Annotated in this window: 21 protein-coding genes; 20 read left to right on the plus strand and 1 reads right to left on the minus strand. The window is 44.3% G+C overall.

The window, feature by feature from the left end:
• Window positions 1-13: 13 nt before the first annotated feature.
• From fsa to LACSTY_RS01955, 20 genes are all read left to right on the plus strand, one after another.
• Window positions 14-667, plus strand: a complete 654-nt coding sequence (gene fsa, locus LACSTY_RS01860) for a fructose-6-phosphate aldolase (RefSeq protein ID WP_087911496.1) — start codon at window positions 14-16, stop codon at window positions 665-667.
• 4 nt (window positions 668-671) lie between these two features.
• On the plus strand, window positions 672-1,361 hold the full coding sequence (gene alsE, locus LACSTY_RS01865; protein WP_087911497.1) for a D-allulose 6-phosphate 3-epimerase: 690 nt from the start codon (window positions 672-674) through the stop codon (window positions 1,359-1,361).
• Between the two features lie 59 nt (window positions 1,362-1,420).
• A complete protein-coding gene (locus LACSTY_RS01870) occupies window positions 1,421-1,870 on the plus strand; it encodes a PTS sugar transporter subunit IIA (RefSeq protein ID WP_087911498.1) in 450 nt (149 codons plus the stop codon).
• 1 nt (window position 1,871) lies between these two features.
• Complete coding sequence (locus LACSTY_RS01875) at window positions 1,872-2,147, plus strand: PTS sugar transporter subunit IIB (protein WP_087911499.1); 276 nt, start codon at window positions 1,872-1,874, stop codon at window positions 2,145-2,147.
• Window positions 2,148-2,180: 33 nt separating this feature from the next.
• A complete protein-coding gene (gene ulaA, locus LACSTY_RS01880; RefSeq protein WP_087911500.1) occupies window positions 2,181-3,548 on the plus strand; it encodes a PTS ascorbate transporter subunit IIC in 1,368 nt (455 codons plus the stop codon).
• 24 nt (window positions 3,549-3,572) lie between these two features.
• Window positions 3,573-4,430, plus strand: coding sequence for a transketolase (locus LACSTY_RS01885; RefSeq protein ID WP_087911501.1), 858 nt, complete (start codon window positions 3,573-3,575; stop codon window positions 4,428-4,430).
• Window positions 4,423-5,436 (plus strand): transketolase family protein, encoded by a 1,014-nt coding sequence (locus LACSTY_RS01890; RefSeq protein WP_087911502.1) that lies wholly within the window; start codon window positions 4,423-4,425, stop codon window positions 5,434-5,436. Before LACSTY_RS01885 ends, LACSTY_RS01890 begins: the two co-directional genes overlap by 8 nt.
• Before the next feature lie 253 nt (window positions 5,437-5,689).
• The gene (gene licT, locus LACSTY_RS01895) at window positions 5,690-6,547 is read left to right on the plus strand and encodes a BglG family transcription antiterminator LicT (RefSeq protein WP_087911503.1); all 858 of its coding nucleotides are present in this window, start codon (window positions 5,690-5,692) and stop codon (window positions 6,545-6,547) included.
• Between the two features lie 320 nt (window positions 6,548-6,867).
• Window positions 6,868-8,733: a beta-glucoside-specific PTS transporter subunit IIABC gene (locus LACSTY_RS01900; protein ID WP_087911504.1), complete on the plus strand. Its 1,866-nt coding sequence runs from the start codon at window positions 6,868-6,870 to the stop codon at window positions 8,731-8,733.
• Window positions 8,734-8,747: 14 nt separating this feature from the next.
• Window positions 8,748-10,250, plus strand: a complete 1,503-nt coding sequence (locus LACSTY_RS01905) for a glycoside hydrolase family 1 protein (RefSeq protein ID WP_087911505.1) — start codon at window positions 8,748-8,750, stop codon at window positions 10,248-10,250.
• Between the two features lie 346 nt (window positions 10,251-10,596).
• Window positions 10,597-10,911 carry a PTS sugar transporter subunit IIB gene (locus LACSTY_RS01910; protein ID WP_087913217.1) on the plus strand — a complete coding sequence of 105 codons (315 nt, stop codon included), beginning with the start codon at window positions 10,597-10,599 and terminating at the stop codon, window positions 10,909-10,911.
• 9 nt (window positions 10,912-10,920) lie between these two features.
• The gene (locus LACSTY_RS01915; RefSeq protein ID WP_087911506.1) at window positions 10,921-11,247 is read left to right on the plus strand and encodes a PTS lactose/cellobiose transporter subunit IIA; all 327 of its coding nucleotides are present in this window, start codon (window positions 10,921-10,923) and stop codon (window positions 11,245-11,247) included.
• A gap of 16 nt (window positions 11,248-11,263) precedes the next feature.
• Window positions 11,264-11,758, plus strand: a complete 495-nt coding sequence (locus LACSTY_RS01920; RefSeq protein WP_087911507.1) for a PTS cellobiose transporter subunit IIC — start codon at window positions 11,264-11,266, stop codon at window positions 11,756-11,758.
• 20 nt (window positions 11,759-11,778) lie between these two features.
• On the plus strand, window positions 11,779-13,143 hold the full coding sequence (gene celB, locus LACSTY_RS01925) for a PTS cellobiose transporter subunit IIC (protein WP_087911508.1): 1,365 nt from the start codon (window positions 11,779-11,781) through the stop codon (window positions 13,141-13,143).
• Window positions 13,144-13,192: 49 nt separating this feature from the next.
• Window positions 13,193-14,629 carry a 6-phospho-beta-glucosidase gene (locus LACSTY_RS01930; RefSeq protein ID WP_087911509.1) on the plus strand — a complete coding sequence of 479 codons (1,437 nt, stop codon included), beginning with the start codon at window positions 13,193-13,195 and terminating at the stop codon, window positions 14,627-14,629.
• A gap of 173 nt (window positions 14,630-14,802) precedes the next feature.
• The gene (locus tag LACSTY_RS01935; protein WP_087911510.1) at window positions 14,803-15,540 is read left to right on the plus strand and encodes a GntR family transcriptional regulator; all 738 of its coding nucleotides are present in this window, start codon (window positions 14,803-14,805) and stop codon (window positions 15,538-15,540) included.
• A 324-nt stretch (window positions 15,541-15,864) separates the two neighbouring features.
• Window positions 15,865-16,707, plus strand: coding sequence for an SAM hydrolase/SAM-dependent halogenase family protein (locus LACSTY_RS01940; protein WP_087911511.1), 843 nt, complete (start codon window positions 15,865-15,867; stop codon window positions 16,705-16,707).
• Between the two features lie 107 nt (window positions 16,708-16,814).
• The gene (locus LACSTY_RS01945) at window positions 16,815-17,375 is read left to right on the plus strand and encodes an ECF-type riboflavin transporter substrate-binding protein (RefSeq protein ID WP_087911512.1); all 561 of its coding nucleotides are present in this window, start codon (window positions 16,815-16,817) and stop codon (window positions 17,373-17,375) included.
• A 1-nt stretch (window position 17,376) separates the two neighbouring features.
• The gene (locus LACSTY_RS01950; RefSeq protein ID WP_087911513.1) at window positions 17,377-19,077 is read left to right on the plus strand and encodes an ABC transporter ATP-binding protein; all 1,701 of its coding nucleotides are present in this window, start codon (window positions 17,377-17,379) and stop codon (window positions 19,075-19,077) included.
• Window positions 19,074-19,901, plus strand: a complete 828-nt coding sequence (locus tag LACSTY_RS01955; RefSeq protein WP_087911514.1) for an energy-coupling factor transporter transmembrane component T family protein — start codon at window positions 19,074-19,076, stop codon at window positions 19,899-19,901. Before LACSTY_RS01950 ends, LACSTY_RS01955 begins: the two co-directional genes overlap by 4 nt.
• A gap of 238 nt (window positions 19,902-20,139) precedes the next feature.
• Here the strand turns inward: LACSTY_RS01955 and LACSTY_RS01960 are convergent, their stop codons facing one another.
• Window positions 20,140-20,919 carry a class II aldolase/adducin family protein gene (locus LACSTY_RS01960; protein WP_049170705.1) on the minus strand — a complete coding sequence of 260 codons (780 nt, stop codon included), beginning with the start codon at window positions 20,917-20,919 and terminating at the stop codon, window positions 20,140-20,142.
• Between the last annotated feature and the right edge of the window lie 235 nt (window positions 20,920-21,154).

The following is a 21,154-nucleotide window of genomic DNA, read 5'->3' on the forward strand; positions in this document are numbered from 1 at the left end:
GGAAATTGAAAATATGAAGTTCTTTCTTGATACGGCAGATGTAAAAGCAATTAAACAAATCGAAAAGTTAGGCTTAGTTGACGGCGTTACCACTAATCCGACCATTATTTCTCGTGAAGGTCGAGACTTTGAAGAAGTTATTCGAGAGATCAGTCAAATTGTCAATGGTCCCATTTCTGCTGAAGTTACTGCTTTAGATCCAAAAAATATGGTTGAGGAAGCAGAAAAAATGGCTAAGTGGTCCGATAACGTGGTGATTAAACTCCCTATGACAGAGTCAGGACTTCTGGCGACACATTATCTAAGTCAGGAAGGCATTAAGACAAATGTGACACTTGTTTTTTCGGTGACGCAAGGTCTTATGGCAGCAAAGTCAGGAGCAACATTTGTATCGCCATTTGTTGGCAGGCTAGACGATATTGCTGTTAATGGAATGGAACTGGTAAGCAAGCTGCGGCAAATATTTGACCGATATGAATTTACAACTGAAATTATTGCAGCAAGTATTCGGAACCGTGAGCACGTTGAACAAGCCGCCCTGAGTCGCGCCCACATTGCAACGATTCCACCGCAGTTGTTTAAGAGCCTGTGGTATCACCCATTGACCGACCAAGGTGTTGCACAGTTTACGAAGGACTGGGAAAAGTTTAAACAGAATAGAGGTTGAAAAGATGAATCAAATTCAGTTCTCACCATCTCTAATGACGATGAATCTTGATAAATTCAAAGAAGAGATTTCTTATTTGAATTCGAAGGTTGATTCCTTCCATATAGATATTATGGATGGGCACTACGTCAAAAACCTCAGCTTATCTCCGTGGTTTATTCAAGAGGTCAGAAAGATCAGTGATTTGCCTCTTTCAGCTCACTTAATGGTCGATGAACCAGACTATTGGGTTGATCAATTAATCAAAATTAAATGCGATTGGATTTGCATGCATATTGAGGTGTTGAACGGTATTGCGTTTAGACTTATTGATCAAATACATGAGGCTGGGTTAAAAGCAGGAGTTGTGTTAAACCCTGAAACGCCTGTCGATGCTATTTATCCGGTTATTGACAAGGTTGATAAGGTAACGATCATGACGGTTGATCCAGGATTTGCCGGTCAGAAATTCATTGGCGAAGCACTGAAGAAGATTGTGGAACTACGAAGGCTACGTGGCGAAAATGGTTTTCAGTACCTTATCGAGATGGATGGATCTTCTAATCGTCAGAACTTTAAGAAAATTGCGGAAGCAGGACCAGATATTTATATCATTGGTCGCAGTGGGCTGTTTGGTCTATCGGAAAGCATCGAAACTTCCTGGGAATTGATGCAAAAGGACTTCCAAGAAATGACTGGTATAAAGCTGCTTTAGTTTTACCGAAATTTGATGCAGTTTGAAACTTTTTCAAAAAAGAAGAGAGGAGGTTCTTTATGCTCGGGGAGTTGGTAACACCCGAAATGGTTCAATTAACCGATCGAAAAATGAACTGGAAGGAAGCTATTAGATTCGCGGCACAGCCATTAAAAAACTTTGGCTTCATCGAATCACGTTACATTGATGCAATGATCCAAAAGGTTGAACAGTATGGTGCTTTTATTCATATTGGTAAGGGTATTGCAATGCCTCATGCCCGGCCTGAAGACGGCGCACTAAAAGTTGGAATCTCGATTCTGAAAGTGGCGAATCCGGTACTCCTTTTGGACCAAAAAGAACATGCAGTGACATTCTTTATATGTCTTTCTGCCATTGATGATACGACCCATTTAAAAGCTTTAGCTGAGTTAGCAACGTTTCTGTCGGATGAGCCCAGCTTGAATCGACTGTTAGCTGCTAAAAGTAAAGACGAAATCATTTCACTATTAAGTGGAGGAGGAGATTGAAATGAAAATTGCTGCTGTGTGCGGATCGGGACTCGGTTCAAGTTTCATGGTTGAAATGAATATTCAGAGTGTTTTGAAGGATCTCGGTGTCACCGGAATTGAAACCGCACATTTTGATGTTGGGAGCGCAACAGAAGGCAGCGCAGATTACTTCTTCGTCGGGAAGGATTTGGCTGATAGTCTCAGCACCTTAAAAAACGTGATTGTCTTAGACAGTATTATCGATAAGAAAGAATTAAAGACCAAAGTGGAGGCAGTGCTTAAAAGTCAAAACTAAAATTTGAAACACTAGCATAGGAGGAGTACCAAAATGAATGGGATTTTAAAAATATTAATTGATATTGCTAGTACGCCAGCCATTTTAGTTGCTCTAATTGCGATTCTTGGCTTGGTTTTACAGCGAAAGCACATTAGTGAGGTTCTTAAGGGTGGCATTAAAACATTTGTCGGTTTCCTAGTGTTAACTGCTGGTGCAAATGTTGTCACAGGATCTTTGACGCCTTTCGGTAAGATGTTTCAACAAGCCTTTCACGTCACCGGCGTAGTTCCGAATAATGAAGCAATCATTGCTATTGCTATCAAGAACTTTGGAACGGCGACAGCTTTAATCATGCTTTTCGGAATGGCTGCAAATATTCTTTTTGCCAGAATCACCAGGTTTAAATATATCTATTTAACGGGGCATGCATTTTTTTATCAGGCGTGTATCATAGCTGTTATTTTGACAACAACCCGCATGAATAACGTTCTGATGATCATTGTCGGCGGAATATTTCTTGGAATGTGTGGGGCTATTTTTCCGGCGATTATCCAACCATTTACGAAGAAAATTACCGGCACGAATGATGTCGCCCTTGCCCATACCGGAAATTTTGGCTATATGATTGCTGGATACATTGGCAAGTGGTTTGGAAATAAGAAGAAATCAACGGAAGATATTAACTTTCCTAAAGGCTTGTCATTTTTACGCGATTCAACTGTCAGCATTGCTTTGACAATGATGGTTGTTTATCTGATTGTCGCTATTTTCACAGGATCGACCTATATCGAAACCAAGCTAAGTGCGGGGACTAACTTTATTGTTTTCTCACTTCAACAAGCTGGTACTTTTGCAGCTGGGGTGTATGTGATTCTTGCAGGGGTACGAATGATTTTGGCAGAAATCATTCCCGCCTTCAAAGGAATTTCTGAACGACTGGTTCCCAATTCAAAGCCCGGTCTTGACTGCCCTATTGTTTTCCCTTATGCACCTAATGCAGTGCTTATTGGCTTCTTTTCAAGCTTTATTGGTGGCATCGTCAGTCTCATTATCATGGCTATGGCTGGCACGACAATCGTCATTCCTGGGGTTGTCCCACATTTCTTCTGCGGAGCAACATCAGCTGTTTATGGGAATGCAACAGGCGGGATCCGCGGAGCTGTTTTGGGGTCATTTGTTCAAGGAGTTGTGATTAGTTTTATGCCACTTTTCCTGATGCCATTGGTAAGCAACTTAGGATTTACAGGATCCACTTTCTCTGACACAGATTATGGCATCATTGGGTTACTTCTCGGACAGTCATCCCGCATGGGTGGGCAGATTGCCGTCATCGGCGCGGTCATCATGATTGGTATTGTGATGTTTGCACTGACAGCCATTGGTAAAAGGAAAATAAGTAAGGATGAAGAGACAGCATAGTGTTTATCGAAAGGGTGGACTAGTTTGAATTCGAATGAATTATCTAAACTGACAAGACTTGCTGCGAAAATTAGATATGGTGCCATTAAATCAATTCAAGAAGCAGGACAAGGTCATATCGGCGGATCATTGTCGATCGCAGACACTTTAGCAGTTCTTTACGGAAAACAGATGCACATTAACCCGCAAGAACCACATTGGTCAAATCGTGATTGGTTGGTTCTTTCAAAAGGCCATGCGGGGCCAGCGCTATATAGTGCTTTAGCAGCATCAGGGTTCATTAGCGATAGTGTCCTGGCTACCTTAAACCAAGGTGGGACAATTTTACCATCACATCCTGACCGCAATAAGACCCCTGGAGTTGATGCAACAACGGGATCGCTTGGGCAAGGGACATCACAAGCAGCGGGAATTGCAACCGGACTAAAGCAGAAACATTTATCATCATATGTTTATCTGATTGTCGGAGATGGTGAGCTAAACGAAGGACAATGTTGGGAAGCGTTCCAGTATATTGCTAGCAATAAGCTGAACAACTGTATCGTGTTCATAGATAACAACAAGAAGCAACTTGATGGTTGGACGGACGATATTATTCGACAATTCAGTATTGCCGACAAAATGCGAGCATTTGGCTTCTCGACTGTGACCGTTGATGGTCGTGATATTAAGCAAATTGACGCTGCCATTGATTATTTAAAGACCATCGAAGATTCTGCAGTTTGCATTGTTCTCGATACGATAAAAGGAGCAGGAGTTAAGCTTTTTGAAGACATGGAGGATAACCATTCTGTTAAGTTTGGTAATGAAAAAATCAATAAGGAAACCGACGAAGCATTGATGAATTTGGAGCAAATTTTTGAGGGGGAGAAAAATGTTTAAGTTGACTGAACAAAGAACGAAGGGAAAAGAGCTTAGGCAAACGGTTGTTGATACCCTCAATGGATTGATGGAGAAAGACGATCGGATTATCGCGCTTGATGCTGATCTTGGTGGAGCCAGTAATTTTCTTCAATTCAAGCAAACACACCCTGATAAATTCATTGACGTTGGCATCTCGGAAGCAAATATGGTGGGGGTCGCTGCTGGACTAAGCTTAACTGGTTTTACACCTTTTATTCACACTTTTGCGCCCTTTGTAGCGCGTCGGGCTCTTGATCAGTTGTTTGTATCTGGTGCTTACTCGAAAAACACGATCAATATATTTGGCTCTGATCCTGGTTTCGCCGCCGGGTTTAATGGGGGTACTCATACAAGCTATGAGGACGTCGGAACCCTTCGGACAATTCCTAATATTGTTATCTGTGACGCAGCAGATGAAGTACAAATGAGCTGGGTCATTAAAGCCTTTAGTCAGATGAAAGGCATTCATTACGTTCGCGGAAATCGGAAAAGTGTACGATCGATTTATGAGGCAGGTTCTGATTTCAAGCTAGGTAAAGGGAATCTTATTCGGAATGGCTCGGACTATCTGATTGTTGCTGCCGGACAGTTAGTCTCGGAGGCATTAGATGTTGCAGATATTCTAGAAGAGCAAGGATTAACAGCAGATGTAATCGATATGTTTACCATCAAGCCGTTAGACCGTGACTTGCTGTTGAAACGGATGGCATACAAGAAAGCCGTTATTACCATCGAGAATCATAACATCATTGGTGGTTTGGGAAGTGCCGTTGCAGAAGTGATGGCCGAGAATCGAATTTCTATTCCACTCAAGAGGATTGGATGCAATGACAGGTTCGGACAAGTGGGCACTCCGGAATTTCTTCAGGAAGAATACGGGCTTACAACACCGAAGATATATGCTCAATTGAAGCCCTTTTTAGAGAAAAGTAGCGGTGGACGTCGCGAATCAGATTTGATTGCTGTTAAACACATTAAGAACTAAATTGAATATTTGTGGTGTAACTGCATGAAAATGCAAAACCGGCTCTGTATCGCACGCAGGATATTGAGTCGGTTTTAGTTTTGATAAAATAGTTCATAATTATGTTCCACTTTGCTGATTTAATGCATAATTTAAATGAATGTCTTTGTTTGATAAGCGTTTGAAAACAAGAGCTTCCTCCAAAGCTCATTGAAACCCCCTTTCACTTTGACATAAAATAGTATTCAAAGTTGGACCACAAGGGGGAATGTAAGTGGAGATTAATAAAATTCTTAATAACAATGTCATTGTAGTTAAAGATGACCATGGTTTCGAGAAAGTTGCGATGGGGAAGGGAATTGGCTTCAAACGTAGCGCTGGGGAACAACTAGATCCGGCCGTAGTCGATAAGCTTTTCTCTTTACAGAATGATGATATGCAATCGCACTTTTCGGCTTTGATTGCGGAAGTGCCTTATGAAATACTACGCGTCACGGAACAGTTCATTGATCAAGCAGCAAAGCAGTTGGGCCAAAAGTTGAACGCTAGCTTGCATGTATCACTGGTAGATCATATTTATCACGCACTTAAACGTTATGAAGAAGGACAATTAATTACAAATTCGTTAGTATACGAAATTCGAAATCTCTATGCAAAGGAATTCATGTTGTCCAAACATTTTTTGGAAATAGTTGCTACGGAGACAAACGTTCACTTGCCACTTGATGAGGCTGGGTTTGTAGCGATGCATCTCATTAATGCGGAAATGAACGAGGAGATGGGGACGACAATCGAGATTATGAAGGAAGTTTATGCCATGCTCAATATTATCAAGTATGCTTTTCACGGTACTTATGATGAGCATTCATTAAACGATTATCGCTTATTGACGCACCTCAAGTTCTTTGTTCAGCGGATCATACAGGATGCCATGCTTCAGGGCAATGACTTGGAACTGTACTTGTTGATGAAGCAGAAGCATCCAGATGCCTATCAAGTTTGTTGCAAAATTGCGAATTATGTTGCCAATACGTTTGGAATGACGTTGACAACTGAAGAAATGCTATATCTGATGATTCACCTTAATCGACTGCAAGTGCGCGCAAGTGAGCGGGAAGATGCTTCACCGTGAGTTGTGTGATAACGAAACGGTTTATTGTGGAAAAAACATTTGGGAGCTTACTAAAAAGCTGGATAAAAAAAGCTTGACACATGTAAATGTAACCGTTACCATAAAGCCATCTTAATAATTCAGTTGAAGACGAGTGGATTGTGACTGTTCGGCAGGCGAAACCTGGGCTTTGACAAAGAAGTATACAGCAACCTTGTATGCGTTCTTTGTCAGTGCTCAGGTTTTTATTTTGCCCTACAGCCACTTAATCAAACGAAACTCGTATATCAAGCTGTATTACTAAGCAACAAACTGCAATGATTTTAAGGAGGAGATGTTCAATGAATGATCAACAACTAGCCGAGCAAATCTTGGCACAGGTTGGCGGGGAGCATAACGTAAAGTCACTGGTGCATTGCGCAACACGATTGCGCTTCAAGCTAAAGGATCGGGCATTAGCGAACAAAGAACAGATTGAGGCCTTGGAACGGGTTGTGACCGTGATGGAAAGCGCCGGTCAGTTTCAGGTGGTCATTGGGAACACTGTGAGCGACGTGTATCAAGCGTTTGGAAAAATTTCTGGTTTGATTGATGAGGATCGCCAGGAAGATACGCAAGATAACGCAAATGAAACGATTTTTGGCCGATTTGTTGATCTAATCTCAGGCTTGTTTACGCCACTTTTAGGTGTCATGGCAGGTGCGGGGATCTTAAAAGGGCTTTTGGCAATCGCAACCCAGTTGAAGTGGGTGATGCCGAATACTTCGACTTATATCATCTTGAATGCAATCGGAGATAGTTTGTTCTACTTCTTGCCAATTTTGCTGGCAATCACGGCAGCACGCAAGTTTAAGGGCAATCCGTTTGTGGCGGTCACGATTGCCGGAACACTGGTATATCCTACGATCATCACTTTGGCAGATCCGGGAAAGTCTGTTGACTTTTTAGGCATTCCATTGGTGATGGTGAAATATACCTCGACAGTGATTCCGATTATTTTGGCGATTTACATTGCTAGCATCTTTGAAAGATATCTAAATCGGTATTTACCCACGAGCATCAAGAACTTCGTGACACCAGCCATTGTGCTTGTGACTGTGGTACCTCTGACACTAATGCTATTTGGTCCCTTTGGTGTTTATGTCGGCAATGCCTTAGCAGCTGGTTTGACAGCGGTTTTCAATATCAATCCCATCATAGCAGGCGCACTGATGGGAGCGTCGTGGCAGATTCTGGTTATCTTCGGATTGCACTGGGGAATCGTGCCGGTGATGTTGAATAATATTGCTACCTTGGGACGCGATCCGATTAAACCGGCGAACGCCATTTCTGTTTTTTCGCAGGCAGGGGCTACTCTAGGTGTCATGCTAAGAACGAAGAACAAACAATTTAAAGCTTTGTCAGCATCGGCGGTCATCTCGGCACTGTTTGGCATCACTGAACCGGCTGTTTACGGGGTGACCTTGCGATTGAAACGGCCCTTCATTATCGGCGTCGTCTCGGCTGCTATTGGTGGCGGGATTGTTGGCTTTTCAGGAAGTGCCGGTTATGCAGCGGGTCCTTCCAGTATTCTGATGATACCTGCCTTTTATGGGAAAAACGGTGAAGGGTTTATCGGCTTCCTCGTTGCGATTGCCGTTACATTCATCACCTCGACAGTGCTGACCTATTTGATTGGTTTTGAGGATGTTCCGGAAAAATCGGGTACAAGCAAAAAGGATACTGAGCCATTAAATGCAAAGACGCAACCATCGAAGGCAGTTACCATTTCTAGTCCGGTAACAGGGAAGCTTTGCCCGTTAGAAACAATTGCCGACAAAGCATTTTCGTCAGGTGCTTTAGGTCAAGGCGTGGCTGTGGTACCGGCTAAAGGTGAGATTTTGTCGCCAGTTGAAGGTACAGTGACAGTTGCTTTTGAGACTGGTCATGCTATCGGGTTAATGGCGGATGATGGTCCCGAAATCCTAATCCATATTGGGTTGGATACAGTGAAATTAAACGGTCAATACTTTGAGCTGAAAGTGAAGCAAGGCCAACGGGTGCAAGTTGGCGATCCACTGGTTTATTTTGACTTAGATGCCATTAAAGCTGCGGGATTTGATCTGACTACACCGATCATCTTTACCAGCATTGCACCTTATCAAAGCATGGAGTTAAGCAAGCAAGAACACATTGGCGTTGGCGAACATTTAGCAACACTTGTGTAGAGAGGAAGATAAAAATGCAAAAGACAAATGTATTTCCAAAAGATTTTCTATGGGGTGGCGCCATCGCTGCCTGCCAAACCGAAGGGGCGTATTTAGAAGACAATAGTGGCCTTGCTGTTTCGGATGTTTCCTTTTTTGATCCGAAACTAGATCGTCAAGATTTGGCAAAGCACCGTCGAATAACATCGGAAATTATTGAAACTGCAATGGCTGATACCGGTACTGCACGTTATCCTAAACGACATGGCGTTGACTTTTACCATCGCTATAAAGAAGATATCGCGCTTTGTGCAGAAATGGGGTTTAAGGTGTTTCGTTTCTCTATCAAGTGGAGCCGGGTTTTCCCGACTGGCGAAGAGTTAACCCCGAATCAGGCAGCGTTAGATTTTTACGATCGTGTTCTAACGGAAATTGAAAAGCATCACATGATACCGCTAGTGACGATTTCACATTTCGAGATGCCCTTGGCGTTGGTTAATCGCTACAATGGATGGGCAGATCGGCGCGTGGTCGACATGTTTTATCGGTATGCTGACAGTTTGTTCGCACGTTTCGGTCAGCGTGTGCCATATTGGATTTCTTTTAATGAAATTAACGCTGGACGGTTCTCAACGTTTAAGTCAACGGGTGTGGTGGAAGATAAGAGTGCGAACTACCTTCAAGATTGTTATCAAGCGGTTCATCATCAGTTTGTTGCCGCGGCTAAGATCACGAAGCGGTTACGTGAAATCAATCCTAATGCCAAGATGGGCTGCATGATCGCGCGGTTTACCACCTATGCCGCGACTAGTAATCCGGATGATGTTTTGCAAATGATGCTGGATGAACAACACGACAATTTCTTCTACACAGATGTGATGGTGCGAGGTGCCTATCCGCACTACATGAAGCGTTTCTTTGCCGATAACAATGTGAAGATTGTTTGGGCAGCGGAAGATGAAGCGTTGTTGAAAAACTATACAGCTGATTATTTGGCATTTAGCTACTATGTATCGAACGTGACAAGTGCGGCTCCGGAGGCTTCGGCGACAACGGAAGGAAACTTAAGAAGTTCTCTGAAGAATCCTTATCTCGAAAGTTCTGCGTGGGGATGGCAGATTGACCCCAAAGGCCTGCGTTATACGTTAAACACCTTTTACGATCGCTACCAAGTACCGCTATTTATTGTCGAAAATGGCCTCGGTGCAGAGGACGTTCCAGATGAAAAGGGGCAGGTAGTTGATACGTATCGGATTGACTACTTACAAAAACACTTAGAACAAGTTAGAGAAGCGCTGATAGATGGGGTGGATCTCCTTGGTTATACAGCATGGTCGTCTATTGATCTGGTTTCCTCAGGTACGTCGGAAATGTCTAAGCGTTATGGTTTTGTCTACGTCGATCAGGATGATGAGGGCCATGGAAGTCTCATGCGAACGCGTAAAGCATCTTTCTACTGGTACCAGCAGGTGATTGCCTCGAATGGCGAGGATCTGAGTTATTCGAAGCAAACTCATGTCGCATTAACCGAATTGTGAGCCTTCTGGAGAGCTGGATGTAGTAGTAGCTAGTTACCGTAAGAATGCGGAAAGTTAAAATCAAAAGACCATTCCAAAAATATCCTCGAACCGGGCAATTAGGTTTGGGGATATTTTTGCTGTGTACGAGAATTTATTAACCGGCTTGAGGGTGCAAATGCGGTCACACTGGGATTCGGGGAATTATTTTGGACAGCTCAGGAAGAAACCGTTTACAAAATGGGCGTTACCTGCTAATATAAAGTCATTCGAACGAATATTCATTCGAATGACTTTTAGAACGCAACGCGCGCGTTACTTTCCCAAGAAGATTTTCATTACAAAAAATAAAGTGAGGGAGATTGCTATGACCAAAAAGACAATCATGCTTGTATGTGCTGCTGGTATGTCCACCAGCATGCTCGTTAAAAAGATGGAGGATGCTGCAGCAAAAGAAGGTGTCAATGCAAAGATCTTTGCAACTTCTACGGCCGATGCTCATGACAAACTGGATTCCGAAAATCCTGACGTATTGATGTTAGGACCTCAAGTCCGCTATCTGGAAAATGATTTCAAGAAAGACTTAGGCATCCCTGTTGAGGTTATCAACATGCAAGATTATGGGCTGATGAAGGGTGACAAAGTTCTCAAAGCGGCACTTGATTTGATTGACAAAAAGTAGGGGGCTCTTATGGACGAGAAACAGCAACTTGTAGTGATGCAGCTGATCATGGCGGGAGGCAATGCGAAAGGATCTGCCTTTGAAGCGATCAAGGCTGCAAAAACCGGGGATTTTGATACTGCAGAGGCAAAGCTTAAAGAAGCCGATAAGTTTTTGGCAGATGCGCACAATGCCCAAACCGGGATGTTAACAGATGAGGCTCAAGGTCATCATCAACCGGTCTCATTATTAATGGTTCATGGTCAAGATCACGTTATGAATGCTATTACTTTTCGGGATTTAGCAGGGGAAATCGTTGATCTTTACCGAAAGATTTTGGAAAAGTCAAATAACTGAGGAGGATGTCAACGCAATGCCGTCACCGACTAAATCAAAGTATGACAAAGGTCGCCGAGAGCTGAGCCTAACCAGTATGTATTTTAATCGCTATCTATTGATCCGGTACACGACCGCTGCTTTTTTCTTTGCTAATTTATACTGGTTTGTTTTGAGCTTTAGTGCTGTGGGATTTATCAAGTGGTGGCCATTAGCGTTATTAATCATCACTACGGCAGTAGCAGGTGAACAAGCCAGCAAATATTGGCGACGAGACAATAAGTTGCCAGTTACCAAAATAGGTTACCTTGTGCAACTGCTCAGTAATTTTGCCGCGTTGGTATTAGTTGCGACTGGCTTTGGGCCAAAAGTATTTCCATTTTTCGGGCCAAAAGGGATATCACTTGTCACGACCATATTACTAATCGGCATGGGGTTAAGCTTCTATATTTTGGCGCGGGTTCATTTGATTGAAACAAACAAAGATCGGTATCTGAAGCAGATTCACAGATTCGCTCAAAGCCTTGAGTAAACCGAAATGGGGAGAAAAATATGGATTCAAGCAACAACAAGTTATTTAAGTTTATGAATGATCATCTAATGGGGCCAATGGGAAAGCTTGCCTCATTTAGAATTGTGCGTGGTGTCATGGCTGCAGGGATGGCTTCTATTCCATTCACAATTGTCGGATCAATGTTCCTGATTATTAGTGTGTTGCCACAAAGTTTTCCGGCTTTGGCTGGGATTTGGAAAGTCTCGTTTGATAAAATTGCTAATCTTTACATGTTGGCAAATGGTGCCACGATGGGAATCTTAGCGCTATACTTTTGCCTTGTTTTCGGATATGAGTACACGCGAATTCAGGCGCAAGAAGAGAAAATTGATATTAATCCTTTAAACGGTGCCTTGCTTTCCATGATGGCTTTCTTCATGTGTATACCAGAATTAGTTTTTAAAGGTGGGACAGCAACATTAGTCACAGAAATTACAAAGAATAGCAAGATTATTGATGGTTATGCGATTGCAGGCGGGGTCACCCGTCTTGGAACAACAGGTATTTTTACAGCCATCATCATGTCTATTATCGCCGTGAAGTTATACGCATGGTTTGTTAAAAAGAATATTGTCGTTAAGATGCCAGACACAGTTCCGGCGGGCGTTTCACGTTCATTTACAGCATTAATTCCGACAGCAGCTATCGCGTTAACGGTAATTGTCATTAATGGCGTGTTAATGGCCTTTAATACCGACATTTATAAGATTGTGGCGATCCCGTTTGGCTTTGTGACGAATCTGACAAGTACGTGGGTCGGTTTGCTGGTTGTGTACTTCATTATGCATGCCCTCTGGATTGTTGGTATCCACGGAGCAACAATCGTAACGTCATTTTTAACGCCAATTGTTCTGTCCAATATGCAGTTAAATCAAAAAGGTGCCAATATTCCATTTGCAGGTGAGTTTAATAATTGCTTTGTCACAATTGGCGGATCTGGTGCAACGCTCGGTATGGTTGTTTTCATTGCGTTTTTTGCAAAATCAGCTCAGCTGGGTGCTTTGGGTAAAGCATCGATTGTACCTGCTTTCTTCAATATTAATGAACCCATTTTGTTTGGGATGCCGGTTGTTTATAACCCGTATACTGCGATTCCATTTTTCTTAGCGCCAATGGCTTCAATGACGATCGCTTACTTTGCAATTGACTTACATCTTGTTAAGCCGATGATTGCTCAACCTGCATGGCCGACACCACTTGGGTTATCTGGATTTATCGGAACTGCAGGGGATTGGCGAGCCATTGTGCTTGCGTTCGTTTGCGCCTTTGTTGCTTTCCTAATCTGGGTCCCGTTCATTAAGTTTTATGATGGCAAGTTATACAAAGACGAGCAAGCTAAGGGAGCAGAAGAAGCAGCTGCTTAATTAAAAAGATTTGTAGTCATATCGATTACGTTGAAGAGGAGGAAAAGATTTGTCAGCATTTCCTAAAGGTTTTCTATGGGGTGGCGCAGTTGCCGCTCATCAATTCGAAGGTGGATGGGATTCAGACGGTAAAGGCGTTAGCATTGCCGATGTTATGACGGCGGGTGATCATCAAACTAGTCGGCGCATCACGGATGGCGTTAAACCAGGTGAGAATTATCCGAATCATGAAGCCATCGATTTCTATCATCGCTATAAAGGTGACGTTGAACTTTTTTCGGAACTAGGCTTGAATTGTTTTCGGACAAGTATTGCATGGAGCCGCATTTTTCCAAACGGGGACGAGGATCAACCTAACGAGAAGGGCTTGAAGTTTTATGATGATCTGTTTGATGATCTTTTAGCACACCATATCGAACCCGTTATTACGCTATCACACTTTGAAATGCCATATCACTTAGTACAGGCTTATGGTGGATGGCGCAATCGTAAGCTCATTGATTTTTTTGTTAGATTTGCGAAAGTCGTTTTCGATCGTTATAAAGATAAGGTCAAGTATTGGATGACCTTTAACGAAATTAATAATCAGGTTGGCATGTTGAACGAGTGGTCTTTGTTCACGAATTCAGGTTTAGTTATCCAACCTGGTGAAGATAAAGAAAAGGTCATGTTTCAAGCAGCTCACTACGAAGCGGTAGCTAGTGCATTGGCAGTTCAAGTCGGTCATAAAATTAATCCGGACTTCCAGATTGGCTGTATGGTGGCGATGGGGCCTGTGTACCCAGCAACGCCGAATCCAAACGATGTATTTAAAGCAGAGCGGCTCATGCAGATGAATTACTATTTGGCTGACGTGCAGGTAAAGGGACGTTACCCAAGTTTCCTAGAACGTTACTTTGATCGGCGAAAGTTTGATCTCGACATAACGCTGGAGGACCGTGATGTTTTATTAGCTGGGAAAGTCGACTATATTGGGTTCTCTTACTATGCATCACATGTCATTAAAGCCGGAGCCGATGAACCAAAAGATTTTATCACGCTGGGTAACAACCGAGAAGTTAAAAATGAAACGCTCCAGCGCTCAGACTGGGGTTGGGAGATTGATCCTGTAGGTCTTCGGTATGCGCTTAACTGGTTCAGTGATCGCTATGACGTGCCACTATTCATTGTTGAGAATGGTCTGGGCGCTTTTGATAAGGTTGAAAAAGATGGCAGTATCCACGACGATTATCGCATTGATTACCTCCGTCAGCATATCGAGCAAATGAAATTAGCAGTTGAAGTCGATGGGGTTAACCTTATGGGCTACACGCCATGGGGAATCATTGATCTCGTGTCTGCAGGTACCGGGCAGATGGACAAACGTTACGGTGTTATTTATGTTGACAAGGATGATCAGGGAAAGGGATCGCTTGCCAGAAGCAAGAAAGATTCTTTTGACTGGTTCCGCAAAGTGATTCAAAGTAATGGAGAAGACTTAGCCTGATCAGAAGGTTAGCGTTTTCACCGAAGCGTCTTTGCCTTGTAAGCAAAGGCGCTTTTTGTGTGGCATCAAGAAAAGCTTAAGCGCTAGTTCACAAGGTTAAATGGCGTTATAATTCAACCTAAGACTTTGATTGAGTAAACACTAACTGGCGAACATTAGGGGAGAGAAAAAAGTTGTCACAGCGAGAAAAAAACTACGACACAAAGGAGCTTGTGAATCAGCTTCTAAAAGATATTCAGCAAGGTGTGATTCAGGATGCAGAAGGCCAGCTTCCAACTGAACCCGAGTTAATGAATCAATATCATGTGACACGATACACACTACGACAGGCTTTAAAGAATCTGGCTAATCTTGGCTATATTTATCAGGCCCATGGGAGTGGTACCTTTGCACGTCCGCATCACGTAGAAGGCGCAATTTCTCTTCAAAATAACGTTGGATTGACCGAAGAGATGGCGAGGCAAGGAAAAATCATCAAGACGACACATATTAGTCAAGAGGTCGTCCCGCTGGCAAAAGCAGACTTTATTCCCGAGAACCAGACGTTGGATAAAGCAACCGAACTGATTTCGGTGATTCGGCAGCGAAAGTTAGATGATGAACCTTTTTTGGTGGAGCATTCCTACTACTTAAAATCCATTGTAGGAGAAATTCCTGATCGGGCGCTTAAGGGATCTCTATTTGCGTTTATCAATCAAAAGCCTGGGTTAAAAGTGGGGTTTATTGATTCTGTCATTGAGTGCGAGATGATATCTGGGCTGCCAGCGCGATTTTTTAATGTCCCAGATGGCAGTCCCAGTCTTGTTGTCCGCGATGACTCATATTTAAGTTCGGGAAAATTATTTGCGTTTTCCAAAATCTTTTACGACTTTCGCAAGACAAAATTCTTTATGCTTAAGAAAATGCACTGAGTCTGGATTGAAGTAAACGCGCGTCAAAGCTTCAAAAAGGCTGGGGAGGTTAACGACCGACATTCAAAACGAAGGTTAAAATGGGTTTTGCATTTATGTACAACAAGCGGATGTTCAATTTCTCCCCATTCCACCTTTACACCCGAACGTTTCTCCGATAAACTCAGATTACATTCAGCTAATACAGATTCAGCCTTTGTGTGTAACAGTGGCACGATAACGCACTCACAGGACTGGATCATCTAGAAAAAGCTGAACAAATAGACGCGCGTCGGTATGCTCGCAACTTATCTGCGGGCATACCGGTGCATAGGGGGACAGAAAATGGCGAAGTTAGTGTTACAGACGGATTTTGGCTTGGTTGATGGTGCCGTTGCGGCGATGTATGGTGTCGCTTATGGGGTGGATGGTGACTTGTCGATTCATGATTTGACGCATGAGATTCCACCGTATGATATTTTTGCGGCGTCTTATCGGCTGTATCAGACGACGAAGTATTGGCCTGAAGGAACGGTTTTTGTGTCGGTGGTTGATCCGGGTGTTGGCAGTGATCGGCGGAGTATTATCGCGGAGACGGCTGATCATCATTTTATTATCACACCGGATAACGGGACGTTGACGCATCTGGCGAAGTTTGTGGGTTTGAAGCGTGTGAGCGTGATTGATGAAGCATCGCATGCGTTGCCTGGGAGTCAGGAGAGTCATACGTTCCACGGCCGGGACGTTTACGCTTATAATGGCGCTAAGTTGGCGAGTGGCCAGATTTCTTTTGAGGATCTTGGTCAGCCGATTTCGCCTGATGATGTGGTGATGTTGCCGCTGGGCGAAGTGACGGAAGGTGATAACCAGATTGCCGGAACAATTGACATTTTGGATATTCGTTTTGGCTCGTTGTGGACGAACATTCCGCTGGATACGTTTAAGAAGCTTGGGGTTGAGCCGGGCGAGCTGGTGCAGGTGTCGATTTATTATCGGGATCAGATGCGTTACCAAAACCAGATGCCGTTTACGCGGACATTTGCCGCTGTGCGGGTTGGTGAGCCGCTGGTGTATGTGAACTCCTTGCTGAATCTGGGTGTGGCGATTAACCAGGATTCATTCTCGAAGCTGTATCACATAGGCACCGGTGTCGATTGGCATATCACTGTGAAGCGGCTTTCGGTATAATTGACACGTCGTATGGGTCATGTGAAAAGTGGCCTGATGCGTCGATGGACAGGTCATGATGGTTCATCCGTGAAAAGATAACGTTCATTCTTATAGGGGGATTCGGTATGCGAGATCACAAAGCTTTGAGTGTTCGGACAGTTGTCGCAATTGGTATTGGTACGGCTATTTTATTTATTTTAAAAAGATTTGCAGTTATTCCAACAGGCATTGCGAACACGAACATTGACATTTCCTATGGTTTTCTTGGCTTCATTGCCACGCTTTTTGGACCGGTCGCAGGCTTCTTTATCGGCTTTTTGGGGCATGCCTTAAATGACTTTACCCAGTACGGCCAGCCTTGGTGGACTTGGGTGTTTACGACCGGATTGGTTGGTATGGTGATCGGTCTGTTCTGGAAACGATTCAACATTGAAGCAGGCAATTTTGGCATGAAAAAGATTGTTGCGTTTAATGTTCTGCAAGTGATTACCAATGTGGTTAGTTGGAGTCTGATTGCGCCGACGCTGGATATCATCATTTACAGTGAGCCGGCGAATAAGGTTTATGTTCAGGGGATTGTTTCGGCGATTTCGAACAGTATTGCGACCGGTGTGATTGGCACGATTTTGTTGGTGGCTTATGCTGCAACCCGGACACGTTCTGGCAGTCTGAAGAAAGAGTCCTGATATGACGGTACCAGCAATTCAACTTGAACATGTGACGTTTCAGTACGACAGTCAAGCTGAGCCGACCTTGCACGATGTCAACTTGACCATCCAGCCCGGCGAAAAGGTGTTGATTGTCGGGCCCTCGGGATCAGGAAAATCGACCCTAGGCAACTTGATTAATGGCCTGATCCCGCATGCATTTCCCGGGAAATTGAGCGGTACCGTCAAAGTCAACGGTGTGGTGGTGCAGGATCAAAGCCTGGCCGCCTTGTCGGTGAATGTCGGAACCGTTTTGCAGGATCCTGACGCTCAGTTTGTCGCATTAACGGCAGGCGAGGACATTGCGTTTGCGTTGGAAAATAGCGCGGTTGCTCCCAGCGAGATGCATACCCGCGTCAAAAAATGGGCCGATCGTTTGAAAATTGGCGATTTACTGGCGCAGGCGCCGCAATCGCTTTCTGGTGGCCAAAAGCAGCGGGTGGCGATGGCTGGCGTTTTAATTGATGAAGGCGACGTGTTGCTGTTTGACGAACCTTTGGCGAGTCTTGATCCAGCAACAGGCGAAGCATCGGTGGCGTTGATTGACGAGTTGCATCAGGCCTATCATGTCACGGAGGTTATCATTGAACACCGGCTGGAAGACGTTTTGCGCCGGCCGGTTGATCGGTTGGTGGTGATGGCAGATGGCCGCATTCTGGCGGATGATACGCCGGAGAATTTGTTGCGCGGACAGTTGCTGCAGAAAATCGGCTTGCGGGAACCGTTGTATCTGGAAGCGGCTGAATTTGCGGGCATCGATTTGAAGCAGGCGTCCCATCTAGCGGATCTCGAAACGTTCGATGCGCCGGAACTCGGCGCGAAGCTTGCAACTTTCACCGAAGACGCGCCAACTGTGGTCGCAGAGAAGCCGCAAGCACCACTTTTAACAGTTGATGCACTACAGTTTGCGTATCCAAGAGGCCGTCAGATTTTCACCGATCTTAACCTGACCCTGCATCACGGTGAAATGGTGGCGCTGGTTGGGCGAAATGGCGTTGGCAAGTCAACGCTGAGTCATTTGATTGCGGGATTTTTGACTCCTAATGCTGGACAGATCACGTTGGACGGCGAAGATCTGGCCGATTGGTCGGTGAAGGAACGGGCAGATAAAATCGGCTATATTCTGCAGGATCCGAATCAGATGATCAGTAAACACCTGATTTTTGATGAAGTTGCCCTTGGACCGCGGTTGCGTGGCTGGGATGAGGCCCGCGTCAAAGATGCCGTGTTGACGGCGCTCAAGGTTTGCGGGCTGTACCCGTTCCGTTCGTGGCCGATTAATGCACTGAGTTACGGCCAGAAAAAACGAGTCACCATTGCGGCGATTCTGGTGCTTGAACCGGCCTTGATGATTCTTGATGAGCCGACTGCCGGTCAGGATTGGCGGCATTTTACCGACATGATGCGCTTTTTGACCAAGCTGAACGCCCAAGGCATTACGATGATGTTGATTACCCATGACATGCATCTGATGCTGGAATATGCACAGCGGGCGATTGTCCTTGGGGATGGCGGCGTCTTGATGGATGCCACACCGGCCACCGTTTTGACGAATCCGGCTGTCATTGAACATGCGTCACTGGCACAGCCAAGCCTATACCGCTTAGCCAAACGCCTGGACCTCGATCCACTGGCATTTACCCAGGCAGTCATTGATCAAGAACGGAGGGTCCGCCAATGAATTCACTTTTTGGATACGACCCTCAAGATACTTGGCTGCATCGCCTGACCGGTGCTACCAAAATGTTGGCGTTTCTTGGCATCTCGGTGATTGTCATGGCCAGCTATGATACGCGTTTCGTGTGTACCGTGATGCTGGCGTCGATTATTTTGTTTGCCCAAGCCAAAATTCGCTGGCATCAAATTAGCTTGGTCGTGAAGATCATTACGATTTTTGCCGTGGTGAATCTGTTGCTGGTGTTCGTCTTCTCGCCGCAGTATGGCGTCGGTCTGTATGGCAGCAAGCATGTTTTGCTCCACGCCGGCTACTTCACGATCACACAAGAGCAATTATTCTACGAACTCAACCTCGCGTTGAAATACATCGTGACCGTGCCGCTTGCCTTGATCTTCTTGATCACGACCAATCCCAGCGAATTCGCGGCCAGCCTCAACAAGTTGCACGTTTCGTATCGCATCAGTTATTCCGTCGCGCTGGCCTTGCGCTATATTCCCGACGTGCAAGCCAACTTCCGGCAAATCAGCTTAGCCCAACAGGCCCGCGGCTACGAGCTGTCACGCAAAGCCAAGCTGTTCCAACGCTTAAAAGGCATGGGCCAGATCCTGATGCCGCTCATCTTCACCAGTCTCGATCGGATTGATCAAATCAGCCAAGCCATGGAACTCCGCCGCTTCGGCACTGGTAAACGGCGGACGTGGTATATGGATCAACCGTTGCGGACGCCTGACTGGCTAGTGCTGGTGGGTGTTGTGGTGATTATTTTGGTTGGCTTGGTGCTGTTTCATGTTAATGGCGGGCGGTTTTATAATCCGTTTCGGGGATGAATTAGGAAGTAGCAGCTTATTTTCATAGTTCAAGAAAGTTCGGCGGTCATTTTTTGATGAGCACTGAACTTTTTTATTTTTATGCAGCTCCGTGCTAAAAGGAAGCGGCAATCTGGATCAGATGGGGTATACAAAAGGCACTCAACATCCTGTATGTGGAGGAATTGAGCGCCTATTGATTTCTGAGTTAGATGTTTGTTAACTTCATAGAATTAAACGGCAGCAGAAGTTATTCTAATTAATCGCCACTGACAGCCGCTTTTGCCCGGTTGTAAATTGGTTTGCCTTCTTCCATGTCTTCAAGCGTGCCAATTTTGGTACCCTTTGAGTAATAACCGTCCAGTAAACCAAGTTTTTGCATAAGGGTTTGCTTGAAAGCAATATCAGCATTCCACTCAACGGTATCTACAATTGCTAATGCAGAGTGCAATGCCGTCAAGCCATCGACTCCTTTGCCTCCAGTCGTGATAAGAACACCGTGACTGTTCAGAAGATACATGTGGGGGATGGCCTTGTCGCCAATTTTTGCAATGTTTTGTGCGACAAGCTCTGCTAGAGGTTCTGAGCAATTTGGCTCGAACGGCAGAGTTTCGATAAAGCCAACCTTCTGAGTTGCTTCGGTGATGTTAGGCATATTTAAACCACTTGTCGCCCAAAACATAGCATTTTTTGCGTGTGAGTGAAAGACACAGCGGATGTCAGGGTTAGCATCATAAACTGCCTCGTGCATATTGATTTCACGAGTCAAATTTCCTTCACCTGCAATGATTTTTCGTGTGTGTGGTTCAACAACTAAAATTTGTTCTGGTGTTAGGTGTCCAAGATATGCTTCAGACATCATCGTTGGCGTCATGATAATGTATTCTTTGCCAGTATTGTTGTCAGTCACTTTAAAAGAGATGTTGCCACCTGCAATATTGGTATCATCACGTTCCATTACGACCTGTACTACTTTAGCCAAATCTTCACGCTCATGTTCAAATACAATTCGTCCCTTCGGTGTATTAAAATTATTCATTATAAATTAATCTCCTTTTTTGTATGATTCGCTTGTTTAATGACATGTGATTTGATTAAATCAGCCTTAATATCTGCTCTTCTTTTCTCGTTCTCTGAAAAAAGAGTTGTGTATCCTTTATTCTTGATTAAGAGCCCGAGGATGATGACGAAAACATTTAACCAGTAGATCTTTGTTGTAATAGCTATAACAAAGATTCCAAATGCAACAAAGCTTGCAAGCGTCCAAAACATTT

The organism is Lacticaseibacillus styriensis (assembly GCF_030770295.1).
Lineage (GTDB): Bacteria > Bacillota > Bacilli > Lactobacillales > Lactobacillaceae > Lacticaseibacillus > Lacticaseibacillus casei.